The sequence below is a fragment of the Streptomyces sp. M2CJ-2 genome, assembly GCF_016757295.1.
Classification (GTDB): domain Bacteria; phylum Actinomycetota; class Actinomycetes; order Streptomycetales; family Streptomycetaceae; genus Streptomyces.
This window is the reverse complement of the sequence record NZ_JAESIF010000040.1, coordinates 24,372-43,381: the sequence shown is the minus strand read 5'-3', so window position 1 is coordinate 43,381 and position 19,010 is coordinate 24,372. Positions and strand designations below refer to the sequence as shown.

Here is a 19,010-nt window from a genome sequence, read left to right as displayed (position 1 = left end):
CCCGGTCCGTGTGAGGTTCTGGCCCGAGGTGGGCAACCTGGAGGAGGGCTCCCTAAAGTGCGGTGCATGTCACCGGTATCACGTCCACGCAAGTCGAAGAAGGCCAAGCGCTCGAAGGGGGGCGGTGCGGGCGGGGCCGCCGTGTCCCGCGGCGCGGACCAGTTGTTCGGCGGCGTTCCGCTGCCCGGGCAGCGGTCGGCTCTGGCCGCACTCGCCCAGGGCCTCGGGCATGACCGGGAAAAGGCCGACTGGTACGCCGAGTCGAGCGCTCGCGTGCTTGACGAGGCGGGGGTGCTTCTCGGGGCCGATGGGCCACGTGAGCTGGAGGACGCGACGGCTGTGCTGCTGGGGGCCCGGCTCCATGAGCGCGTGCACGGCGATGTCGGTGGTCTGTGGTTCAGTGCCTGGTTCGAGCAGCTTGCGCAGGCCGCGGCCGAACAGGTCCGGGCCGGCCTGGAGGGGGACGGCGGCGCGTGGGAGGCGCCCTGGCGGCTGCTGCACGGTATGGCGTCGATCGGAACCCCCGACCTGCGCGCGGTGGCCCTCCGGGTGATGAACGGCGTGCAGAAACAGGTCCGCAGGGCGGTGCAACCGCCCGACTGGTTGCGGTTGCTGCCCAAGCCGACCGCGACGGGCGAGGTCCGGCTGCTGAGGGACCCCTGTCTGCCGCGGATCGGGGTGATGGCGGAGTTCGCCTATCCCGGTGGGGTCGACCGCCATGTCTATCTGTGGGACGTCGATGCCTGCGAGATCCCGTGCCTGGCCGGTGGTGGCACCCACGAGGACTTCGCGCAGGCGGCTGCGGCCTGGCGGTCGGCCGTCGGCGACACGGCCGGACAGTGCGCACCGCACGTACCCGATCAGGCGGATCTGCAATGCCTCGTCCAGCTGGATCTCGGCGAGGAGATGCTGCGGGGCACGGAGAACCGCGGTCAGCTGGACGAGTGGTACCGCGCCGGCCGCCGCCTGTACGACCTGGACCGCGCCCTGCGCAAGTGCGGGCAGGGGCTTCCGCCCCGCCAGTCGCTGTACACGGACGTCGAGACGCAGTGGGCCGAGGAAGCGTTCGGTGAGTGGTACGCCGAGCGGAACGGCGGACGGCGCCCCGAGACGGAGGGAGCGGCCGCGCTCGCCGAGGAATGGCTGGAGGGCGCTCTGCCGGGCACCGAACTGCAGCCGTCCCCCCACCGGGTGCAGCACCAGTACGCCCTGATCCACGACTGGAGGCCCGACCACCCCGTCACCGCGTCGGCGCATGCCCTCTTCCCGGACTGGGTCCGCTTCCTGGCCGAGCGCGGAGGCTACCCGGAGGCCCTCGCCGAACGGGCCGCCACGACCGCGACGACCGGCGAACGCACCCCGGCGGACTGCCCGATCGAGGACTTCAGCGGCTTGGAGGGAGCACCGGACAGGCTGCGCCCGCCGGAGTGACGGCCTGCCCTGACGCCGACCGGGGGCGAGCTCCGCGGCGCCGGACCACACGGTGGTGATGAGCGGCGGCAGTCACGGCAGCAGCACCGCGTCGGGCAACCGCCCGAACGCGTTCGGCGCCGCCTCCACGACCACGTCCGCCCACCCCGGTACCGGCTCCGGCGCGTGGACGAAGCCGCGGAGGTGACGGGGCAGGCGGGCACCACCAGCGGATGGTCCGACAGTGCGTCGCACCAGCTCCGCAGTCCGGCCCGGACAGCGTGCCGAGCTGTCCTTGCGCCACCCCCAGCAGGGCCGTCTTCGACGGCTTCTCAGGGTGTGACTGGGGGCTCTACAGGTTGAGTCTTTCTGCAGGATGCGCAGAGAGACTCCTGACCTTCGTGGATGTTCCATGGGCACGCACAGGGGCGACCAGCCGGGGTCAGTTGCGTGAGGTGGTTTCCCGGACCCAGGGCAGCGCGAACCGCTCCATCAGCACCAATGCGAAGTAGAACAATATGCTCATCAGTCCAATCAGGATGATCGCCACCCAGGCAGTGGCGACGTCACCGACCCCGCCGGCCTGCACGATCAGATAGCCCAGCCCGCTCTCACCGGCCTGGAACTCGCCGATGACCGCGCCGATCGCGGCGAGTGGCATGGCCACCTTCAGCCCGACGAAGATCTGCGGCAGCGCGGCGGGTAGCCGTACCTTCCGAAACGCCTGCCAGCGCGAGGCGTTCAGCGAGCGCGCCAGCTCGGCCAGGTCCGCCGGGGTCGACGTGAGGCCGGTCGCGGTGGAGAGCACGATCGGGAAGAAGCAGAGCAGAAAGACCATGGTCAGGACCGGCTTCTGCCCCCAGCCGAGCGCCCCCACGAGCAGCGGCCCGAGCGCGATCTTCGGAACAGCGTTGACGGCGACCAGCAGCGGCGTGAACATCCGCTCCAACAACGGCGAGCCGGCCAGTGAGAGCCCGATCAGAACTCCGCAGGCGGTGGAGAGCGCGAAGCCTGCAAGCGTCTCCACCGTGGTGTCGCCGGTGTGCTCCAGGAACCGGGCCGGGGCTGCTGTGAACGCCGAGAGCACGGCACCGGGCGGAGGCAGCACCGCCGGGTGGACCACCTTCAGCACCGACGTGAGCAGCCACCACACGCCGAGGGCGACCAGCAGCCCGGCCGAGGGCAGCAGCACGGTGCCGGTACCCGCCCCGCGCTGCAGGCCGGATCGCGGCACCGGCTCCGGGCCCGCCGCTGAGGTCTGCTGCGGCGGCGAGAGTTCGGTCATCCCATCCTCCTCGGGCCGCCCGGCACCTCCTTTTACCCGGACCGCTCAGCGCGGAGTCGGGGCGGCAGTGTCGATGCTCCCCGCCGGTCACCGACGGGGAGCACATGTTCGGGCAAACAGTGTGATCAGGCTTTCGGTACGAGGTCGAAGTCGATGATCTGCTCGGGGGTCATCTCCTGCGGCAGCGCGCCCGCGTCCTGCAGGAGCGCGATGCTTTTCGCGACCCGCCCGGAGTCCAGCGTCCCGATCGCGGAGCTGGAACCACCAGGCGCGACGTAAGCGGCCATCAGGTCCAACTCGGCTGCCGCGGCAGCCGGGTTCGTGACGTCCACGTTCCGCTTGAGGATCTCGGCGGCCTCCTTCGAGTTGGCCAGGCTGTACTCCAGGCCCTTGAGCAGCGCGGTGGCGAACCGCTTCACCATCTCCGGCTTCTGCTCGGCGATCTTCGTCGAGGTGATCAGTGCGTTTCCGTAGAGATCGGGCATCACGTCGCTGTACGGCAGGAGGACGGCCTTCTTCTTGGTCACCGCCTCGATGGTCGGCTTGCCCACCACGAACTGGCCGATGCCGTCCACCGAGCCGCTGGCGAGCGTGCCCATCAGGGTCTGCGCGTCGCCGTTGACCCAGGTCACTTTGCCGGCGTCCGTCCCGGACAGTCGGGCGTACGTCGGGAAGAGGTTGCGTACGACGGAGCCGGGTGTGTCGGCGAGACGCTTGCCCTCGAGGTCCTTCGGGGCGGCGATGCCCTCGCCCTCGGTGGTGGCGATCGCGGCCATGGTGCGCTGCTGGATGGCGGCCACCGCGACGAAGTCCTTCGCCTGGCCGCTGCCCATCTGCAGCAGACCGCCCGTCAGGTCGATCGGGCCGAACTGCGCCTGGCCGCTCACGACGGCCGAAATCACGCCGCCGGTGCCCTGGCCTGGCTTGATCTCCACGTCGAAGCCGGCCTCCTCGAAGAACCCCTTGTCCTTCGCGACCCAGGCGTACGCGTCCCGGCCGAAGTTGCCGAACGAGGTCAGGTAGGTCACCTTCTCCAACGCCGTGTCGTCCGCACCGGCAGCCGTGTCGGAGTCGGATCCGCCGCATCCCGACGCAAGCGCCAGCGCCATGGCCAGGGCCATCGCGGCGACCGTACGGGCGAGTCTGTTCATGTGCACCGTGTCGTCCTTTCCGACCGCTGACCTGCGCCGGCGGAGGGGATCGTCGAGACAGAACGGCGTAACGGAACCGCCGGGGTACATGACACTTCGCGCGAGTGACAGCGTACGAGAACCCCGCCTGTGTGACACCAGGTGCGAAGAAAATGCTGACAGGACGACAGGTACCGCTGGGCCGCCTGGTCCGGCTAACCTGACCGGGGGTTACGAACCGGCCGGCATTGTTCGTCGCCAGTGGATGGGGGAGACCGCCGGATGATCAGACTCACCGGTGCATCCCGGACCTTCACCGGCCGGTCCGGTTCTACGGTGGCGCTCCAGGGCGTCGACCTCCACATCGCCGAGGGCGAGTTCGTGGCGGTGGTGGGCCGGTCCGGGTGCGGCAAGTCCACACTGCTCCGGCTGATCGCCGGACTGCTGCCGGTCTCCGAGGGTGAGATCACCATCGGCGGTGAACGAGTCACCGGAGCCCGGCGGGACGTCGCCATGCTGTTCCAGCGGCCGGCCCTGCTGCCCTGGCGGTCCGTTCTCGACAACGTCCTGCTGCCCGTGGAGATCTTCGGCTGGCGCAAGGCCGAGCACCGAGTCCGGGCGCACCGGCTGCTGGAGACGGCCGGCCTGGGCGGCTTCGAGGAGCACCGGCCGCACGAGCTCTCCGGCGGTATGCAGCAGCGTGTCTCGCTGTGCCGGTCGCTGATCGGCGAGCCCCGCGTGCTGCTCATGGACGAGCCGTTCTCCGCGCTCGACGCGCTCACCCGCGCGGAACTCGCGGCGGAGCTGCAGAGGGTCCACATGGAGAACTCCGCCACCGTCGTCTTTGTCACCCACTCGATAGACGAGGCCGTGCTGCTCGCCGACCGTGTGGTGGTGCTCAGCCCGCGTCCGGGCCGGATCCGCAGGGTGGTCGACATCGACATCCCCCGGCCGAGGACGCTGGGCCGTACCGCGCATCTCGGCGAAGTGGCCCGGTGCAGCGCCGAACTGCACGAACTGCTGATGGAACGGGACATGTCGGCGCCGGCCGGAGTGGAAGGGCGATGACCGTGCGGATCTGCGTCTTCACCGAGCCGCACCGCGGCGCCGACTACGACGATCAGCTGCGCTTCGTACGACTCGTCGAGGACGGCGGGTTCGAGGGTTTCTTCCGGGCCGACCACTATCAGGCGATGGGCGCCGAGCCCGGGCTGCCCGGCCCCACCGACGCGTGGCTGACACTGGGTGCGCTCGCCCGGGAGACCTCCCGGATCCGGCTGGGCACCCTGGTCACCTCGGCCACCTTCCGGCTGCCCGGCCCGCTGGCCGTGATGGTGGCACAGGTCGACCGGATGAGCGGCGGGCGGGTGGAGCTGGGCATCGGCGCCGGCTGGTACGAACGGGAGCACACCTCGTACGGCATTCCGTTCCCGGCCGTCGGGGAGCGCTTCGACCGGCTGGAGGAGCAGCTGGCGGTGATCACTGGCCTGTGGCGGACACCGGCCGGCGAGAGTTTCAGCTACCGCGGCGACCACTACCGGCTGGTCGACGCGCCCGCCCTGCCGAAACCGGTGCAGGTGCCGGGGCCGCCGATCATCGTCGGGGGCCGCGGCGCCAAGCGCACCCCGGCGCTGGCCGCCCGGTACGCCGACGAGTTCAACATGCCCTTCAAGTCGGTGGCAGAGACGGCGCAGGCGTACCAGCGGGTGGCCGAGGCGTGCGACCGGACCGGTCGGGCCGACGCCGGCCGGCCACCGCTGGTGCTCTCGGCCGGTGTCGTGGTCGCGATCGGCCGTACCGACGCGGCGGCGCGGCGGCGGGCCGCCCCGCTGCACGTCAAGAGCGCGCTGCCGCCGGAGGATCCGGTGGTCGGATCCCCGGCCCAGCTCGTCGAGCGGCTCGGCGAGTTCGCCGGGATCGGCGCGAGCCGGCTCCATCTGCGACTGACCGACTTCACTGACCTCGACCACCTGGAGCTCATCGCGAGTGAGGTGCTCCCGCAGCTGGAGGACGTGGAAATCGGGGTACCCCGTAGCGCTCTCAGCGTTTCAGCCAGGTCCGCCTTCGATGGGCCGAGCTGAGTGGGATCAAGCGTCAAGGCCCTGCACGTACTTCTCGAAGAGCACCGATTCCGCAAGAACGATGCGCTGATACCCCCGGAACGGTTCCGGAGCGCTTCGTGTACTTCCCGGTTGATCCGGGTCCCGTCCGCCTTTGTAGTGCATGAGTACGCTCCGGGAGCGGCCGGACATCCTGCTGTTCTCGTGATGAAGGAAACGGGTATCAGCCGGTCCGGACGCCGGGAGGCGTTGCCCTGCTCCTGAGCCGCGATCAGGACCACGGAGTTCGCAGCGCCGGCTGTGGACGCAGCACAGCCGTCTCGTGCGGTCAGTGCGTACACCAGCGCCCGAGGTGCTGGTCCGCCCGCCGCAGCAGGCGCAGTGGCCCCCGCCATGGGCCCGCTCGCCTGTGGCGTGACGGGAGGTCTGAGCAGGGGGGCCTGTGGTCGCTGTCCTGAACCGCATGATGCGAACGCTGCGACGCGTCGACCGACGCACGTGCGGGAGCGGATGCCTGCCCGGCCTCCTCCAGTGCCGGCAGCCACCGCTGGGCGACGGCGAGCCGTCCACCGGTGAGGAGGTGGCCCACGCCGCGACCGGACCGCTCCCGGCCCCGGCCCACCGCTCCAGCTCGGCCCGCTCCCGCAACCGTTCCGTCCGAGCCTCCACCTCCTGACGCAGGGGTGCCCGCTGCCGGGACAACGCCTCGTGCGTCACCTCCGCATACACCTCCCGGCCGGTTCGTCCGGGTGCCCCGGCCGGTCGTTAGCCCGCCCGGGGTACCCGGACCACCCGGTCGCGACGGTGACCGTGCGCCCCGTGGCCGCCGACCGCACGATGACCGTGTTGCCGACCGGCAACCGATCGGTACCGGCCGGACGCGAAGGAGGCCCCGCGGTGGGCGAGCTGTACATCGACGGCGAGTGGACGAAGGCGGCGGCCGGCGGGCGGCGGGAGGTGGTCAACCCGTACGACGCCTCCGTCGTCAAGACCGTCGACGAGGCGGACGCCACCGACGTGGACCGTGCGGTGCACGCCGCCCGGCGTGCCTTCGACGAGGGGGACTGGGCGAACGCCCCCACCCGCCGGCGCGCCGACCTGCTGCTGCGCGTCCACGACCTGCTGCTGCGCGACAGGGACGAGATCGCCCACACCGAGACCCTCGACACCGGCAAGACGCTGACCGAGTCCCGCTTCGACGTGGAGGACGTGGCGAACGCCTTCCGCTACTTCGCGGAACTCGCGGGCAAGGACGGCGGCCGCGTCGTGGACGTCGGCCCGGACGTCCTCAGCCGCGTCGTCTACCAGCCGGTCGGGGTGTGCGCGCTCATCGCCCCCTGGAACTACCCGCTGCTGCAGGCCTCGTGGAAGGTGGCGCCGGCGCTGGCCGCCGGCAACACCTTCGTCCTCAAACCCAGCGAGACCACACCGCTCACCACGATCGCCATGATCCGGCTGATCGAGGAGGCCGGCGCCCCGCCCGGCGTCGCCAACCTGGTGCTCGGCTCCGGGGCGACCGTCGGCGCGGCTCTGACCGGACACCCCGAGGTCGACCTGGTGTCCTTCACCGGAGGCCTGGCCACCGGCCGCACCATCATGGCCGCCGCCGCCGAGGGGCCGAAGACCGTCGCCCTGGAACTGGGCGGCAAGAACCCCAACATCGTCTTCGAGGACGCCGACTTCGCCGCCGCCGTGGACTACGCGCTGGACGCCGCCTTCCTGCACGCCGGGCAGGTCTGCTCCGCCGGTTCACGCCTGCTGGTCCAGGATTCCCTGTACGACCGGTTCGTCGACTCCCTCGCCCGGCGCGCCCAGGCGATCCGCCTGGGCAACGGCATGGAGGAGGGCACGGAGAGCGGCCCGCTCAGCTCCGCCGAGCACCGTGACAAGGTCGAACGCCACATCGCCGTCGCCCGGGAGGAGGGCGCCCGGCTCGTCACCGGCGGCACCCGCCCCGACGACCCGGCGCTGAGCCGCGGCTTCTTCCTGCTGCCGACGGTCTTCGCCGACTGCGACAAGTCCATGCGCATCGTGCAGGAAGAGGTCTTCGGGCCGGTCGTCACCGTCGAGCGTTTCCACACCGAGGACGAGGCGGTGGAACTGGCCAACGACACCCGCTACGGCCTGGCCGGCGGTGTGTGGACCTCCGACGCGAGCCGCGCCCAGCGCGTCGCCCAGCGGCTGCGGCACGGCACCGTGTGGATCAACGACTTCCACCCCTACGTACCGCAGGCCGAATGGGGCGGCTTCGGCCGCTCCGGCGTCGGGCGCGAGCTGGGCCCCACGGGCCTGCGCGAATACCAGGAGGCCAAGCACATCTACCAGAACCTCGCCCCGGCACCCTCCGGCTGGTTCAAGGGCTGACCCGGCGCAGCAGTACGACGCGGCACACCACCCGCCCCTCCCGACGGCCACCGAAGAAAGGCACACCATGGCCTCCACCACCCCGCACGGCGCCGAGTCCTCCTACGACTACGTCATCGTCGGCGGCGGCACCGCCGGCTGTGTGCTCGCCGCCCGCCTGAGCGAGGACCCCGACTGCCGTGTCTGCGTCATCGAGGGCGGCCCCAGCGACGTCGGTGACGAGCGCATCCTGCGTCTGCGCAACTGGATCAACCTGCTCGGCACGGAGTTCGACTACGGCTACACCACCGTCGAACAGCCGCGCGGCAACTCGCACATCCTGCATTCACGGGCCCGTGTACTCGGCGGCTGCTCCTCCCACAACACGCTGATCAGCTTCCTGCCGCTGCCGCAGGACCTCGACGACTGGGTGGCCCACGGCTGCACCGGCTGGGACCCGGCGACGATCCTCCCCTACCGCGACCGGCTGCTCACCAAGATCGTCCCGGTGGCCGAGGCCGACCGCAATCCCATCGCCAAGGACTTCGTCACCGCCGCCTCCCGCGCCACCGGCGTCCCCGTCATCGACGACTTCAACGCCGAGCCCTTCGCCGACGGCACCGGCTTCTTCTCCCTGGCCTACGAGCCCGAGGGCAACCTGCGTTCCTCCACGTCCGTCGCCTACCTCCACCCCGTCATGGACCGCCCCAACCTCACCCTCCTCCTGGAGACCTGGGCCCACCGGCTGCTCACCGACGAGTCGGGGAGGCTGACCCGCGTCGCCGTCCGCGGCGCCGACGGCGAACCCGCCACCGTGCGCGCCGAACGCGAACTCCTGCTGTGCGCCGGAGCCATCGACACCCCGCGCCTGCTGATGCTGTCCGGCGTCGGCCCGGCCGACGACCTGCGCCGCCTGGGCATCGACGTACAGGTCGACCTGCCCGGCGTGGGGGAGAACCTGCTGGACCACCCCGAGTCCGTGATGGTCTGGGAGACCAAGGACCCGCTGCCGCCCAACTCCGCGATGGACTCCGACGCCGGCCTGTTCCTGCGCCTCGAGAAGGGGCAGCCGCGGCCGGACCTGATGTTCCACTTCTACCAGGTGCCGTTCACCGTCAACACCGAACGTCTGGGCTACCCGGTCCCGGAGCACGGGGTGTGCATGACGCCGAACGTGCCCCGGGCCCGCTCCGTCGGCCGCATGTGGCTGCGCAGTTCCGACCCGGCCGAGCATCCCGCCCTGGACTTCCGCTACTTCACCGACCCCGACGGCCACGACGAGCGCACCATCGTCGAGGGGCTCAAGGTGGCCCGGGAGGTCGCCGCGACCGATCCCCTGAGCGGCTGGCTCGTCCGCGAGGTCGCGCCCGGCCCGGACGTCACCTCCGACGCCGACCTGTCGGAGTACGGGCGCCGCGCGGCCCACACCGTCTACCACCCGGCGGGCACCTGCCGCATGGGCGCGGCGGACGACCCGATGGCGGTCTGCGACCCGGAGTTGAGACTGCGCGGCGTCGAGGGCGTGCGCATCGTCGACGCGTCGGTGTTTCCGACGATGCCCACCATCAACCCCATGGTGACCGTCCTGCTCGCCGCCGAACGCGCCGCCGACCTGCTCACCGGCGGACCCGGGCCCACCGGCGAGGAGACGGCACGGTGACCGGTCCGCGCCGTCCCGCTCCCGCGCACAGATGCCCGCAGGCCAACACGGTCGGCCGCCGAGAGCCTGCGTCCTCGTCCCTGTCCTCGTCCTGAGCGAAGGAGGAACCCGACCGTGTCGACCGACGGAGACAAGGGCACCGGAGCCGTGCCGGAGGAGATGGCGGCGGAAGAGGTGCCGATGGGCACGGTCCGGCTCAAACCCGTGGTCTTCTTCGGGTCGGCCGTCCTCATCCTCGCGATCTCGATCTGGGCGATCATCAGCCCCTCCGGTGCGGAAACGGTCATCGGAGTGGTGGTCGGCAAGATCTCCCGCTGGTTCGGCTGGTACTACTTCCTCGCCGCGAGCCTGTACCTGCTGTTCGTCGTCTTCCTCGCCTTGTCCAAGTACGGCACGGTCAAGCTGGGCCCCAAGCACTCCAAACCCGACTACGGCCTCTTCACCTGGGGGTCGATGCTGTTCGCGGCGGGCATCGGCATCGACCTGATGTTCTTCTCGGTCTCCGGACCCGTCAGCCACTACCTCGCGCCCCCGCAGGGCGACCCCGAGACGCTCGAGGCCGCCCGGCAGGCCGTGGTGTGGACCCTGTTCCACTACGGCATCACCGGCTGGGGCATGTACGCGCTGATGGGCATGGCGCTCGCCTACTTCTCCTTCCGGTACCGGCTGCCGCTCGCGATCCGCTCCGCGCTCTACCCGATCATCGGCCGCCGGATCCACGGGCGGATCGGCGACACCGTCGACCTGGCGGCCGTCATCGGCACCGTGTTCGGCATCGGCGTGACGCTCGGCATCGGCGTGGTGCAGCTGAACTACGGACTGAAAGTCCTCTTCGGCGTTCCGGAGGGGCTTTCCGCGCAGATCGCCCTGATCGTCGTCGCGGTGGCGATGGCCACCGCGTCCGCGGCGTCCGGCGTGGACAAGGGCATCCGACGGCTGTCGCAGCTCAACGTCTTCCTCGCCGCCCTGCTGATGCTCTACATCCTGATCGTGGGTGAACCGTTCAGGCTGCTCAACGCCCTGGTCCAGAACGTCGGGGACTACGTCAGCCGTTTCCCGTCGATGACCCTGAACACCTTCGCCTACGACCAGCCCGTCGAGTGGCTGGACGCGTGGACGCTCTTCTTCTGGGCCTGGTGGATCGCCTGGGCGCCGTTCGTCGGGCTCTTCCTGGCCCGCATCTCCCGCGGCCGCACCCTGCGCGAGTTCGTCGCGGCGACGCTGGTCATCCCGTTCCTCTTCACCGGCCTCTTCCTGTCGATCTTCGGCAACAGCGCCCTGTTCCTGGTGCGCGACGGGAACACCGCGTTCGGCGAAACGGCCATGAACGTCCCCGAGCAGGGCTTCTACAACCTGCTGGCGGAGTATCCGGGGTTCCTGTTCAGCGCCGGACTCGCGACGTTCGTCGGACTGCTGCTGTACGTCACCTCCGCGGACTCCGGGGCCCTGGTCATGGGCAACCTCAGCGCCGAACTGCCCACCCCGGTGACCGACGCGCCCTCGTGGCTGCGCATCTTCTGGGCGGTGGCGACAGGACTGCTCACCCTCGCCATGCTCATCGTGGGCGGTGTGCAGGCGCTCACCAACGCCACCATCATCATGGGGCTGCCCTTCTCCTTCGTCATGTTCCTGATCATGGCCGGGCTCTATCTGGCGTTGCGCACCGAGCGGATGCGGGCGGAGGCGAGGATCACCACACTGCCCGGGAGGCTCTCCGGCCGTACGGTGCAGCAGGGTCTGTCGGGGGCGCCGACCTGGCGGCACCGGCTGGCGCGGACGATGGCGTTCCCCGGCAGGCGGGCGGCCGTGAGATTCGTCGACCACGTGTGCCGCCCCGCCTTCCAGGAGGTCGCCCAGGAGCTGCGGGAGCAGGGAGCGGAGGCGGAGGTCCTGGAAGGCGTCGACGAGGAGAACGGCCTTCCCCACGTCGGCCTGCGGGTACCGATCGGCCCCGGCGACGCATTCCTCTACGAGGTCCGGCCCGTCGTGCTGCCGACCCCCGCGTTCGCCACCCGGTCGGTCAGCACGCACGACACCTACGTACGTTTCGAGGTCCGGCTCGCCGAGGGCAACCAGGACTACGACGTGATGGGGTACACCAAGGAACAGCTCATCGCCGACGGCCTCGACCAGTACGAGCGGCACCTGGAGTTCCTGCGGATGCGTCACGAGGCGGCCACCCGCTCGAGCTTCCCCAGCCACCGCCTGGACGCACCGGACGCCCACCTGCCGGAGGAGTAGGCCCCGCGCAGGCCCCGTGCGGGCCGCACGCAGGGGTGGCGGCAGGGCGGCGAGCCGGTGCGTCCAGGTGCGTGCGGCAAGGGGCGTGCATCGAGGTGCGAACGAGCGGTGGCCCGGGACACCTACTCCGAGTGGGCCGACCGGACCAGCTCCGCCAGCGCCTCCGCCAGCACGTCGAGTCCCGGCCCCGCCGGGCCGCCCGGCTCGGCCATGTACAGGTCCCTGCGGATCTCGATCATCAGCGCGCTCACCCGCGGGTCCTTCCCGTAGTACGCGAGCGGTACGTAGGTCCCCGCGAAGGGGCTGTCGATCCCCGTGCCGCCGAAGCCCGCGAACGCCTTCTCCGCGCGGGCGAGCAGACCGGCCGGGGTGTGGAAGGGGTTCGTGCCCAGGCAGACGGGCGGGCGGGGGCCGGTGCCGTGGAGTTCGTACGGCAGGGGCTCGGTCGGGTACGAGTGCACGTCGATGACGACCGCCCGCCCCACCGCGTCCAGCCGCTCGGCGACCGCGTCGGTCATGGCCTCGGCGTACGGGTGGAAGTACCGCTCGACGAGCGGACGTCCGTCGTGGTCGCCCGGCCGCAGCTCACCCCGGTGCGACGTCCCCGTGTACACCGCTCCCATGCCGACGGCCAGCATCTCCTCCCGCTCGTCCGGGAACCGCTCGGGGTCGACGACCAGACGGGAGAGCCGGTTCACGAACCGCCAGGGCGTACCGGAGGGCACCCGGGCGGCGGCCAGTGCCGCGATCTCCGCCGTGTGCGAGTCGGTCATGTGGTCCAACTCCCGCTCCAGGGCGGCGTCGTCGAGCGTGATCCCGCTCCGCACATCCGCCGGCACGACCCGCGAGGAGTGCGGGACGTGCAGGATCACGGGGGAGTCGGGGGAGCCGGGCAGCAACTGGAAGGACGGTGAGGTGTCGCGCATCGCGGATGGTGCTCCTTGCGTCGGATCCGTATGGGTCGTACGTCGGGAAGCAAGCACGCTTCCCGCCCTTGTGCGGGGACAGGGGGACTGCTGCTTCCGACGGCGTCCCCCCAGCCACCGCCGGAAGCGTGAACATCTAATCATTGACGGGAAAGCGTCGTCAATCCCTCAGTTGAGGGAGTGCGGTGATTTCCTCCATGGAGGGTCGGGCCCGGTCGGCGGACCGTCATGACGACCGAGGACCGGTCGCCCGGCTCGCATCCACCGGCGAACGGCGCGAAGGCGAGAACGGACGGACCGAAGGCCGTCGTCCTCGGGGTGGACGGCTCCGACTCCTCGACACGGGCCGCCGCGCATGCCGTCGGCCTCATCCGGCGGCTCCGGGAGGCAGCCGAACGGCTGAAGGGGACGCCCGGGGTCTGCCGACGGTTCCACACGTTCCGCGGTGACCCGTACAGCGGCCTGGTCAGGGCCGTCGACGAGCTGAAGGCGGACGCGGTGGTGGTGGGCCCCTCCGAGTGGACCGGCCCTCGGACGTCGGTTCGGTCGCGGTCCACCTGGCCGAAGTGGACGATGGCAGGTGACGGTGGTGCCGTGGGCCGGTGGGCCGGACCGACTGCCGCCTCGCCGCGGTCCGGCCGCGTGCACGGCGGCCTCCCCCGACCCGGCGGCGCCGAGCGGGCATGATCCGCCGTCAGCCGTTGCCGTAGGCGAAGAGGTGAGGCACATGGCCGGGCTCCGGGCGGGCGAGGGCATTCTGCGCCGTAAGCCCATCGAACACATCGAGGAGACGGAAACCGTCGAGGGGCCCCGGCTGGAGCGGACGCTGGGGCTGGGGCAGCTGACCGCGATCGGCGTGGGCGGCATCATCGGCGCGGGCATCTTCACCCTCGCCGGCACGGTGGCCAACGGCACGGCGGGGCCCGCGGTGCTGGTGTCCTTCCTCATCGCGGGTGTGGCCAGCGCGGCGGCGGCCCTGTCGTACGCCGAGTTCGCGGGCCTGATCCCGAAGGCGGGCTCGGCCTACACCTACGGCTACGCGGTGCTCGGCGAGTTCGCCGGCTGGTTCATCGGCTGGGACCTGCTGCTGGAGTACACGGCGATCGTGGCGGTGGTCGCGATCGGCATCTCCGGCTACTTCAGCTTCCTGGTCGAGGACATGGGCGCGCAGCTGCCCGCCTGGATGCTGGGCGCGCCCGGCACCGGTTCCGGGCACAAGGTGGACCTGTTCGCGGCGCTCCTGTGCCTGCTCATCGCCTGGCTGCTGACCCTCGGCATCCGCAACGCGGCCCGCTTCGAGACGACCGTGGTGACGCTGAAGGTGCTGGTCGTGCTGGTGGTGATCGCGGTCGGCGTCTTCCACATCAACACCGCCAACTACCACCCGTTCTTCCCCTACGGGATCAGCGGGGCGTTCACCGGTGCGGCGACCGTGTTCTTCGCTGTCTTCGGCTACGACGCGATGTCGACGGCGGCCGAGGAGTCCAAGGACGCGCGGCGGCACATGCCGAAGGCGATCATCTACTCGCTGGCGATCGCGATGGTGCTGTACGCGGCGGCCTGTCTGGTGCTGACCGGCATGCAGAACTACAAGGACATCGACAAGGAGAGCGGCTTCTCGACCGCCTTCCAGTCGGTGGGGCTGGACCGGCTGGCGGACGTGATCGCGGTGGGCGCGATCATCGGCATCCTCACGGTGATGTTCACGTTCATGCTGGGTGTGACCCGGGTGTGGTTCTCCATGTCCCGGGACGGGCTGCTGCCCAAGTGGTTCGCGAAGACGCACCCCACGCGGCACGTGCCGACGCGCGTGACGTGGATCGTCGGGGTGGCCTCGGCCGCCATCGCCGGCTTCCTGCCGATCCAGGAGGCGGCCGAACTGACCAACATCGGCATCCTGCTGGCGTTCGTGGTGGTGTGCACGGCGGTGATCGTGCTCCGCTACCGGCAGCCGGACCTGCCGCGCGCCTTCCGTACCCCGTGGATGCCGTTCGTGCCGGCGCTGGGTGTGGTCTTCTCCATCTGGCTGATCACGTTCCTGCAGTGGCAGACCTGGGTGCGGTTCGTCGTCTGGTTCCTGATCGGGTGCGGGATCTACTTCTCGTACTCGTACAAGCGCTCGGAGCTGGCCAAGCGCCAGGGCGGTGTCGAGCCGTGAGCGACGGGCGGCCCGGATGAGGTCTTCGGGCCAGATCATCGAGGCGCGCAGGTGGAGGTCGGTGCCGATGGCCTGCGGTCATGCCGCGGGCGCCGTCCCGGCTCCTTCCGAGACCCGGAGGAAGATCGATGAGCGAGAAGCGTTGGGCCACCTTCGACTGTTTCGGCACCCTCGTGGACTGGCGCCACGGCATCGCCACCGGCATCGAACTGGTCGCTCCCGGTAGGGGCTGGGAGCTGCTGGACGTCTACAACCGCCACGAGCCGCAGGTGCAGCGCGAGCACCCTTCCATGCGCTATGGCGACGTCCTGGCGGAGGCCCTGAAGCGCACGGCCGTCGAGGCGAAGATCGACCTGCTGGAGGACGACGCCCGCGTCCTGACGGCCGGCATCCCGTTCTGGCCGGTCTTCCCCGAGACGCGGCAGGCCCTGCGCGAGCTGCGGGAGTCCGGCTGGAAACTCGCCCTGCTCACCAACTGCGACCGCGTCATCATCGCCGAGACCCGGCGCCGCCTGCGGGTCCGGTTCGATGCGGTCGTCACCGCCGAGGACTCCGGCGCCTACAAGCCGGCCCACCACCACTTCGAGTATTTCGAGAAGTCCCTCGGCGTCACCCGTGACCGCTGGGTGCATGTGGCGCAGAGCTACTTCCACGACATGGTTCCGGCCGGCGAACTCGACATCACCCGCGTGTGGATCAACCGTCTCCACGCGAGCGACGACCCCTCGATCGCGCATGCCGTCCGCCCCGACCTGAGCGACCTGGCCGCCACCGTCGACGAGGTCCACCGGAAGCTCGACGGCTGACCTGCGACTGCCTCCGCCCGTCCGATCCGCACGCCGGCCACAGCCGGCGGAGAGTCGCGAGTGGGGTGGCACCGCCTCGGTGTCCGTGAGCGCCCGGGCCGTGCCGGTGCGGCGGGCACCGGCCGGATGCCGATGCCCGCCGCCGGTTTTCGCGGGTTCAGCCGTACGGGATCACCAGCACGGACTTGTCCGTGCCCGTCTGGAGCTTCGAGGTGCCGTGGCCGATGGCGCTCCACACCTCGAGGCGTACGGTGCCGCCGTTCAGGTTGCCCGGTGTGCCCGTGGACGCCTTGAGACCGCGTGCCTGCGTGTACTCCTCCCATCCGGCGACCGGGTCGGTCGCGAAGTAGTGGTACGTCTCGGTCCGGTCGAAGCTGCCGTCGCCGGTGAGGTCGTAGCTGATCCGCGCCTGTTGACCGAGGCCGACCGTGGTGCCGGCGTCCACCTGGAGCCGGAAGGCGGTCTGCGCGCCCGGGGTGAGCGTGCCGTTGACGCCGCGGACCTCGTAGACGAGGGGCTGGTACGGGGTGCCGTCGCGGTTGGCACCGCCGGCGGAGGCGATGGTGTCGCTGCCCGCCGTGCCGCCGGTCGCCGTGGTCAGGGCGCCACCGCTGCGCAGCTGGAAGGTGTTGCCGGTCGGCGGCTCCGGCTCGGGGTCGGGGTCGGGGTCCGTGGACCCGGTTCCGGTGCCGGTCGCGGTGGAACGGGCCGGTACGGAGAGGGTCTTGCCGTCGGAGAAGGTCACGGTGCGCGCCGTGGCTCCGTGGTTGTGGGCCGCGTAGGTGCGGGTGGAACCCTTGGTGAAGACGGCGGAGGTGGGGATGTCACCGGTCACGGTGGCGTCGGGCGCACCGAGGGTGTCGAGGGTGTTGATCCAGTGGTAGGTGTGCGCCTTCGACTCGCCCTGCTCCGGGGTGTAGCCGGCGTGGCCCGCGTCCCACTTCGCCTTGGCCGCACCCGGGTCGGCGAAGGACTGGAACTCCCAGAGGATGTCGCGCCATTCGACGGCCGGGCCGCCGTTCTCCCGCTCCATCTCGGCGATGTTGCGCCGGATCGCGGCCTTCTCGCCGCCGAGGTGGAGTGAACCTCCGGTCACGGGCAGGACGTTGATGCCGTGGATCTCCTCGGGGTTGGCGGTCCACCAGGTGGCGTAGGCGGCGCCGCTGCCCCACACCATGCCGGCCGTGTCGTGGCCGAACGAGGACGGGAAGACCTGCTCGTCGGCGTCGAACCAGTACTGGGCGATCGACTCCGACTCGGTGGTCAGCAGGAAGGTGCCGAGGTCACGCAGCGAGGTGTCGCCGGTGGCGGAGCCCCACAGGACGAGGGCCGCGCTGAGGTTGGTGGACTCGGAGGAGGACTCCTGGTTGTTGCCGGCGGCGAAGCCCTGGTGCCCGGAGGCCCAGCTGTGGCCCGCGTAGACGTCGAAGCCGCGCAGGAAGGGGAAGGCGGTGTCGGTGCGGCTGGGGTTGGCGGTGTCCCGTACGAGGGTCTTGACCATGCCGCCCCAGGCGGATTCGGCGGCCCAGCCCTGGTCGTACTGGGCGACGATCGCCGCCGCGTAGACGTAGTAGCTGTAGTGGAAGTGGTGGTCGTTGAGCTCGGTGTCGCTGCCGTAGGAGGCGGGGTAGCCGGTGAGCGTCTTCCAGTCCTTGTCGTAGCTGAACTCGTTCGCGCCTCCCGCCGTGAACCAGTCCTGGAGCCTGCCCTTCATCAGGCCGAGCAGCCGGTCGCGGACGCCGGTCTCGCCGATCTGGTCGGCCACCGGGACGAGCTGGGCGAGGCGGCCGAGGGCCTTGCCGGTCCAGTAGGTGTCGGTGGCGCCGGAGAAGGGGTCGGAGGCGTTCACGACCTCGTTCAGGTACCCGCGCAGTCGGGCGGCGTCCACGCCGTTCGACTTGGGCAGTGCGGGCAGCACCGCCGCTGCCTTCTGGCTCGTGGTGAAGGAGGCCGACTCGCGGACCTTCATGGTGCCGCGCGGTGAGACGTAGGTGTAGGAGGTGAGGGGGTCCGTGGTGTTCAGCCACTGGTGGCGGTAGAGGGCCTGGAGCGTGCCGCGCTCGGTGCCTTCCTTCGCCTCGGTGGTGAGCGTGTAGGTGGCCCTGACGGTGCCTCCGGTGTAGTTCCAGGTGACCTTGGAGTCGGTGACGAAGCTGTAGGCGTACTTCTTGAAGGTCGCCAGCGCGCCGGTGGACGGCAGCACGGCGACGGAGAAGTAGTCCTTGGAACCGAGACCCGCGGTGACGGTGGAACCGGCGACGTTCCAGTCGCTGCCGGTCGGCGCGAAGAGGGCGTAGTGATGCCCGGCGACGGTGATGCCGAGGACGTTGCCCTGGTCGGCGAAGACGGTGGGCGCGCCGGCGGTGGTGATCTGGGCGTTGCCGCCGGAGCCCTTGGCGTACACGAACGGGGAGCCGTGGCCGATGGTGGTGCGCAGGGTGCGGGTGCCGTCGGACCAGTGGGGGGTGACCGTCCAGTCGGACCAGTCGTCGGCCTTGGTGTCGGGGGAGTTGAGGCCGGTCAGCCCGATGGTGAGGTCGCGCTTGTGGGCGTACTCGTACTGGCGGCCGTCACCGACGATCGCGGGGGTCGTCGGGTAGCCGACGTCGAGCCCGCCGGCCGTGGCCTGGTAGGTGAGGGGGTGTCCGTACATGGGGGTCGAGTACGGGTTGTCGCCGTAGCGCTGGAAGGCGAGGGAGGACCACCAGTCGTTGGTGGGCACGGGCCGGTTCCGGGCGGTGGCGGTCACCTTGGGCGTGACCGGCGTTCCCGTGTTGGTGGTGGGGCCCGACGTACCGGGGGGCCGGGTGTCGGAGTAACTGCCGGAGCCCACGGGGACGGTGGCGGCGGCCGCCGGTGCGGCGGCCGGGCCCAGGCCGACGACGGCGAGGGCAGAGGCCAGCAGCAGCACTACTGCCGGTCTGGTGCGGGCGCGGGGGGATGGCATGGGGCACCTCACGTTGTGACAGGGGGGAGTCTGAGAGCGCTCTC

General features: G+C 70.7%; 13 protein-coding genes and 2 pseudogenes. 10 read left to right on the top strand and 5 right to left on the bottom strand.

All coding sequences use genetic code 11. From position 1 onward, the window contains the following. Positions 1-66 precede the first annotated feature (66 nt). Positions 67-1,431: a hypothetical protein gene (locus JL475_RS25740; protein WP_202280308.1), complete on the top strand. Its 1,365-nt coding sequence runs from the start codon at positions 67-69 to the stop codon at positions 1,429-1,431. Positions 1,432-1,506: 75 nt separating this feature from the next. On the opposite strand, the pseudogene JL475_RS25735 reads toward JL475_RS25740, so the two are convergent. The 3 genes and pseudogenes from JL475_RS25735 to JL475_RS25725 all read right to left on the bottom strand — a co-directional run. Then, positions 1,507-1,756: pseudogene (locus tag JL475_RS25735) on the bottom strand (hypothetical protein); the annotation flags it as partial. A gap of 96 nt (positions 1,757-1,852) precedes the next feature. Beyond that, entirely contained in the window at positions 1,853-2,602 is a 750-nt protein-coding gene (locus tag JL475_RS25730; protein ID WP_307825160.1) for an ABC transporter permease, read from the bottom strand. A gap of 218 nt (positions 2,603-2,820) precedes the next feature. Further along, the gene (locus tag JL475_RS25725) at positions 2,821-3,846 is read right to left on the bottom strand and encodes an ABC transporter substrate-binding protein (protein WP_202280306.1); all 1,026 of its coding nucleotides are present in this window, start codon (positions 3,844-3,846) and stop codon (positions 2,821-2,823) included. Positions 3,847-4,107: 261 nt separating this feature from the next. On the opposite strand from JL475_RS25725, the gene JL475_RS25720 reads away from it, so the two are divergent. From JL475_RS25720 to betT, 6 genes are all read left to right on the top strand, one after another. Beyond that, positions 4,108-4,893: an ABC transporter ATP-binding protein gene (locus JL475_RS25720; protein WP_202280305.1), complete on the top strand. Its 786-nt coding sequence runs from the start codon at positions 4,108-4,110 to the stop codon at positions 4,891-4,893. Continuing rightward, positions 4,890-5,906 carry an LLM class F420-dependent oxidoreductase gene (locus JL475_RS25715; RefSeq protein ID WP_202280304.1) on the top strand — a complete coding sequence of 339 codons (1,017 nt, stop codon included), beginning with the start codon at positions 4,890-4,892 and terminating at the stop codon, positions 5,904-5,906. The genes JL475_RS25720 and JL475_RS25715 overlap by 4 nt, the downstream gene beginning before the upstream one ends. A gap of 442 nt (positions 5,907-6,348) precedes the next feature. After that, positions 6,349-6,561 (top strand): hypothetical protein, encoded by a 213-nt coding sequence (locus JL475_RS25710; RefSeq protein ID WP_202280303.1) that lies wholly within the window; start codon positions 6,349-6,351, stop codon positions 6,559-6,561. A 221-nt stretch (positions 6,562-6,782) separates the two neighbouring features. Then, positions 6,783-8,249 (top strand): aldehyde dehydrogenase family protein, encoded by a 1,467-nt coding sequence (locus JL475_RS25705; protein ID WP_202280302.1) that lies wholly within the window; start codon positions 6,783-6,785, stop codon positions 8,247-8,249. Positions 8,250-8,316: 67 nt separating this feature from the next. After that, positions 8,317-9,888, top strand: coding sequence for a GMC family oxidoreductase (locus JL475_RS25700; RefSeq protein ID WP_202280301.1), 1,572 nt, complete (start codon positions 8,317-8,319; stop codon positions 9,886-9,888). 159 nt (positions 9,889-10,047) lie between these two features. Beyond that, complete coding sequence (betT, locus tag JL475_RS25695) at positions 10,048-12,129, top strand: choline BCCT transporter BetT (protein ID WP_202280331.1); 2,082 nt, start codon at positions 10,048-10,050, stop codon at positions 12,127-12,129. 122 nt (positions 12,130-12,251) lie between these two features. Here the strand turns inward: betT and JL475_RS25690 are convergent, their stop codons facing one another. Further along, positions 12,252-13,055: an N-formylglutamate amidohydrolase gene (locus JL475_RS25690; protein WP_202280300.1), complete on the bottom strand. Its 804-nt coding sequence runs from the start codon at positions 13,053-13,055 to the stop codon at positions 12,252-12,254. Positions 13,056-13,283: 228 nt separating this feature from the next. Between JL475_RS25690 and JL475_RS25685 the strand changes: the two are divergent. The 3 genes and pseudogenes from JL475_RS25685 to JL475_RS25675 form a co-directional block, all read left to right on the top strand. Continuing rightward, positions 13,284-13,650 (top strand): annotated as a pseudogene (locus tag JL475_RS25685) (universal stress protein); the annotation flags it as partial. A 132-nt stretch (positions 13,651-13,782) separates the two neighbouring features. After that, positions 13,783-15,213 carry an amino acid permease gene (locus JL475_RS25680; protein ID WP_202280330.1) on the top strand — a complete coding sequence of 477 codons (1,431 nt, stop codon included), beginning with the start codon at positions 13,783-13,785 and terminating at the stop codon, positions 15,211-15,213. A 128-nt stretch (positions 15,214-15,341) separates the two neighbouring features. Then, entirely contained in the window at positions 15,342-16,019 is a 678-nt protein-coding gene (locus JL475_RS25675) for an HAD-IA family hydrolase (protein ID WP_202280299.1), read from the top strand. 157 nt (positions 16,020-16,176) lie between these two features. On the opposite strand, the gene JL475_RS25670 is transcribed toward JL475_RS25675, so the two are convergent. Next, the gene (locus tag JL475_RS25670; RefSeq protein ID WP_202280298.1) at positions 16,177-18,966 is read right to left on the bottom strand and encodes a glycosyl hydrolase; all 2,790 of its coding nucleotides are present in this window, start codon (positions 18,964-18,966) and stop codon (positions 16,177-16,179) included. Positions 18,967-19,010 lie beyond the last annotated feature (44 nt).

Bases quoted from the DNA above. Each gene is read 5' to 3' on its own strand.
- JL475_RS25710 (WP_202280303.1), top strand. From the start codon at position 6,349: ATGATGCGAACGCTGCGACGCGTCGACCGACGCACGTGCGGGAGCGGA.
- JL475_RS25680 (WP_202280330.1), top strand. From the start codon at position 13,783: ATGGCCGGGCTCCGGGCGGGCGAGGGCATTCTGCGCCGTAAGCCCATC.
- betT (WP_202280331.1), top strand. From the start codon at position 10,048: ATGGCGGCGGAAGAGGTGCCGATGGGCACGGTCCGGCTCAAACCCGTG.
- JL475_RS25720 (WP_202280305.1), top strand. From the start codon at position 4,108: ATGATCAGACTCACCGGTGCATCCCGGACCTTCACCGGCCGGTCCGGT.
- JL475_RS25700 (WP_202280301.1), top strand. From the start codon at position 8,317: ATGGCCTCCACCACCCCGCACGGCGCCGAGTCCTCCTACGACTACGTC.
- JL475_RS25740 (WP_202280308.1), top strand. From the start codon at position 67: ATGTCACCGGTATCACGTCCACGCAAGTCGAAGAAGGCCAAGCGCTCG.
- JL475_RS25670 (WP_202280298.1), bottom strand. From the start codon at position 18,966: ATGCCATCCCCCCGCGCCCGCACCAGACCGGCAGTAGTGCTGCTGCTG.
- JL475_RS25675 (WP_202280299.1), top strand. From the start codon at position 15,342: ATGAGCGAGAAGCGTTGGGCCACCTTCGACTGTTTCGGCACCCTCGTG.
- JL475_RS25715 (WP_202280304.1), top strand. From the start codon at position 4,890: ATGACCGTGCGGATCTGCGTCTTCACCGAGCCGCACCGCGGCGCCGAC.
- JL475_RS25690 (WP_202280300.1), bottom strand. From the start codon at position 13,055: ATGCGCGACACCTCACCGTCCTTCCAGTTGCTGCCCGGCTCCCCCGAC.
- JL475_RS25725 (WP_202280306.1), bottom strand. From the start codon at position 3,846: ATGAACAGACTCGCCCGTACGGTCGCCGCGATGGCCCTGGCCATGGCG.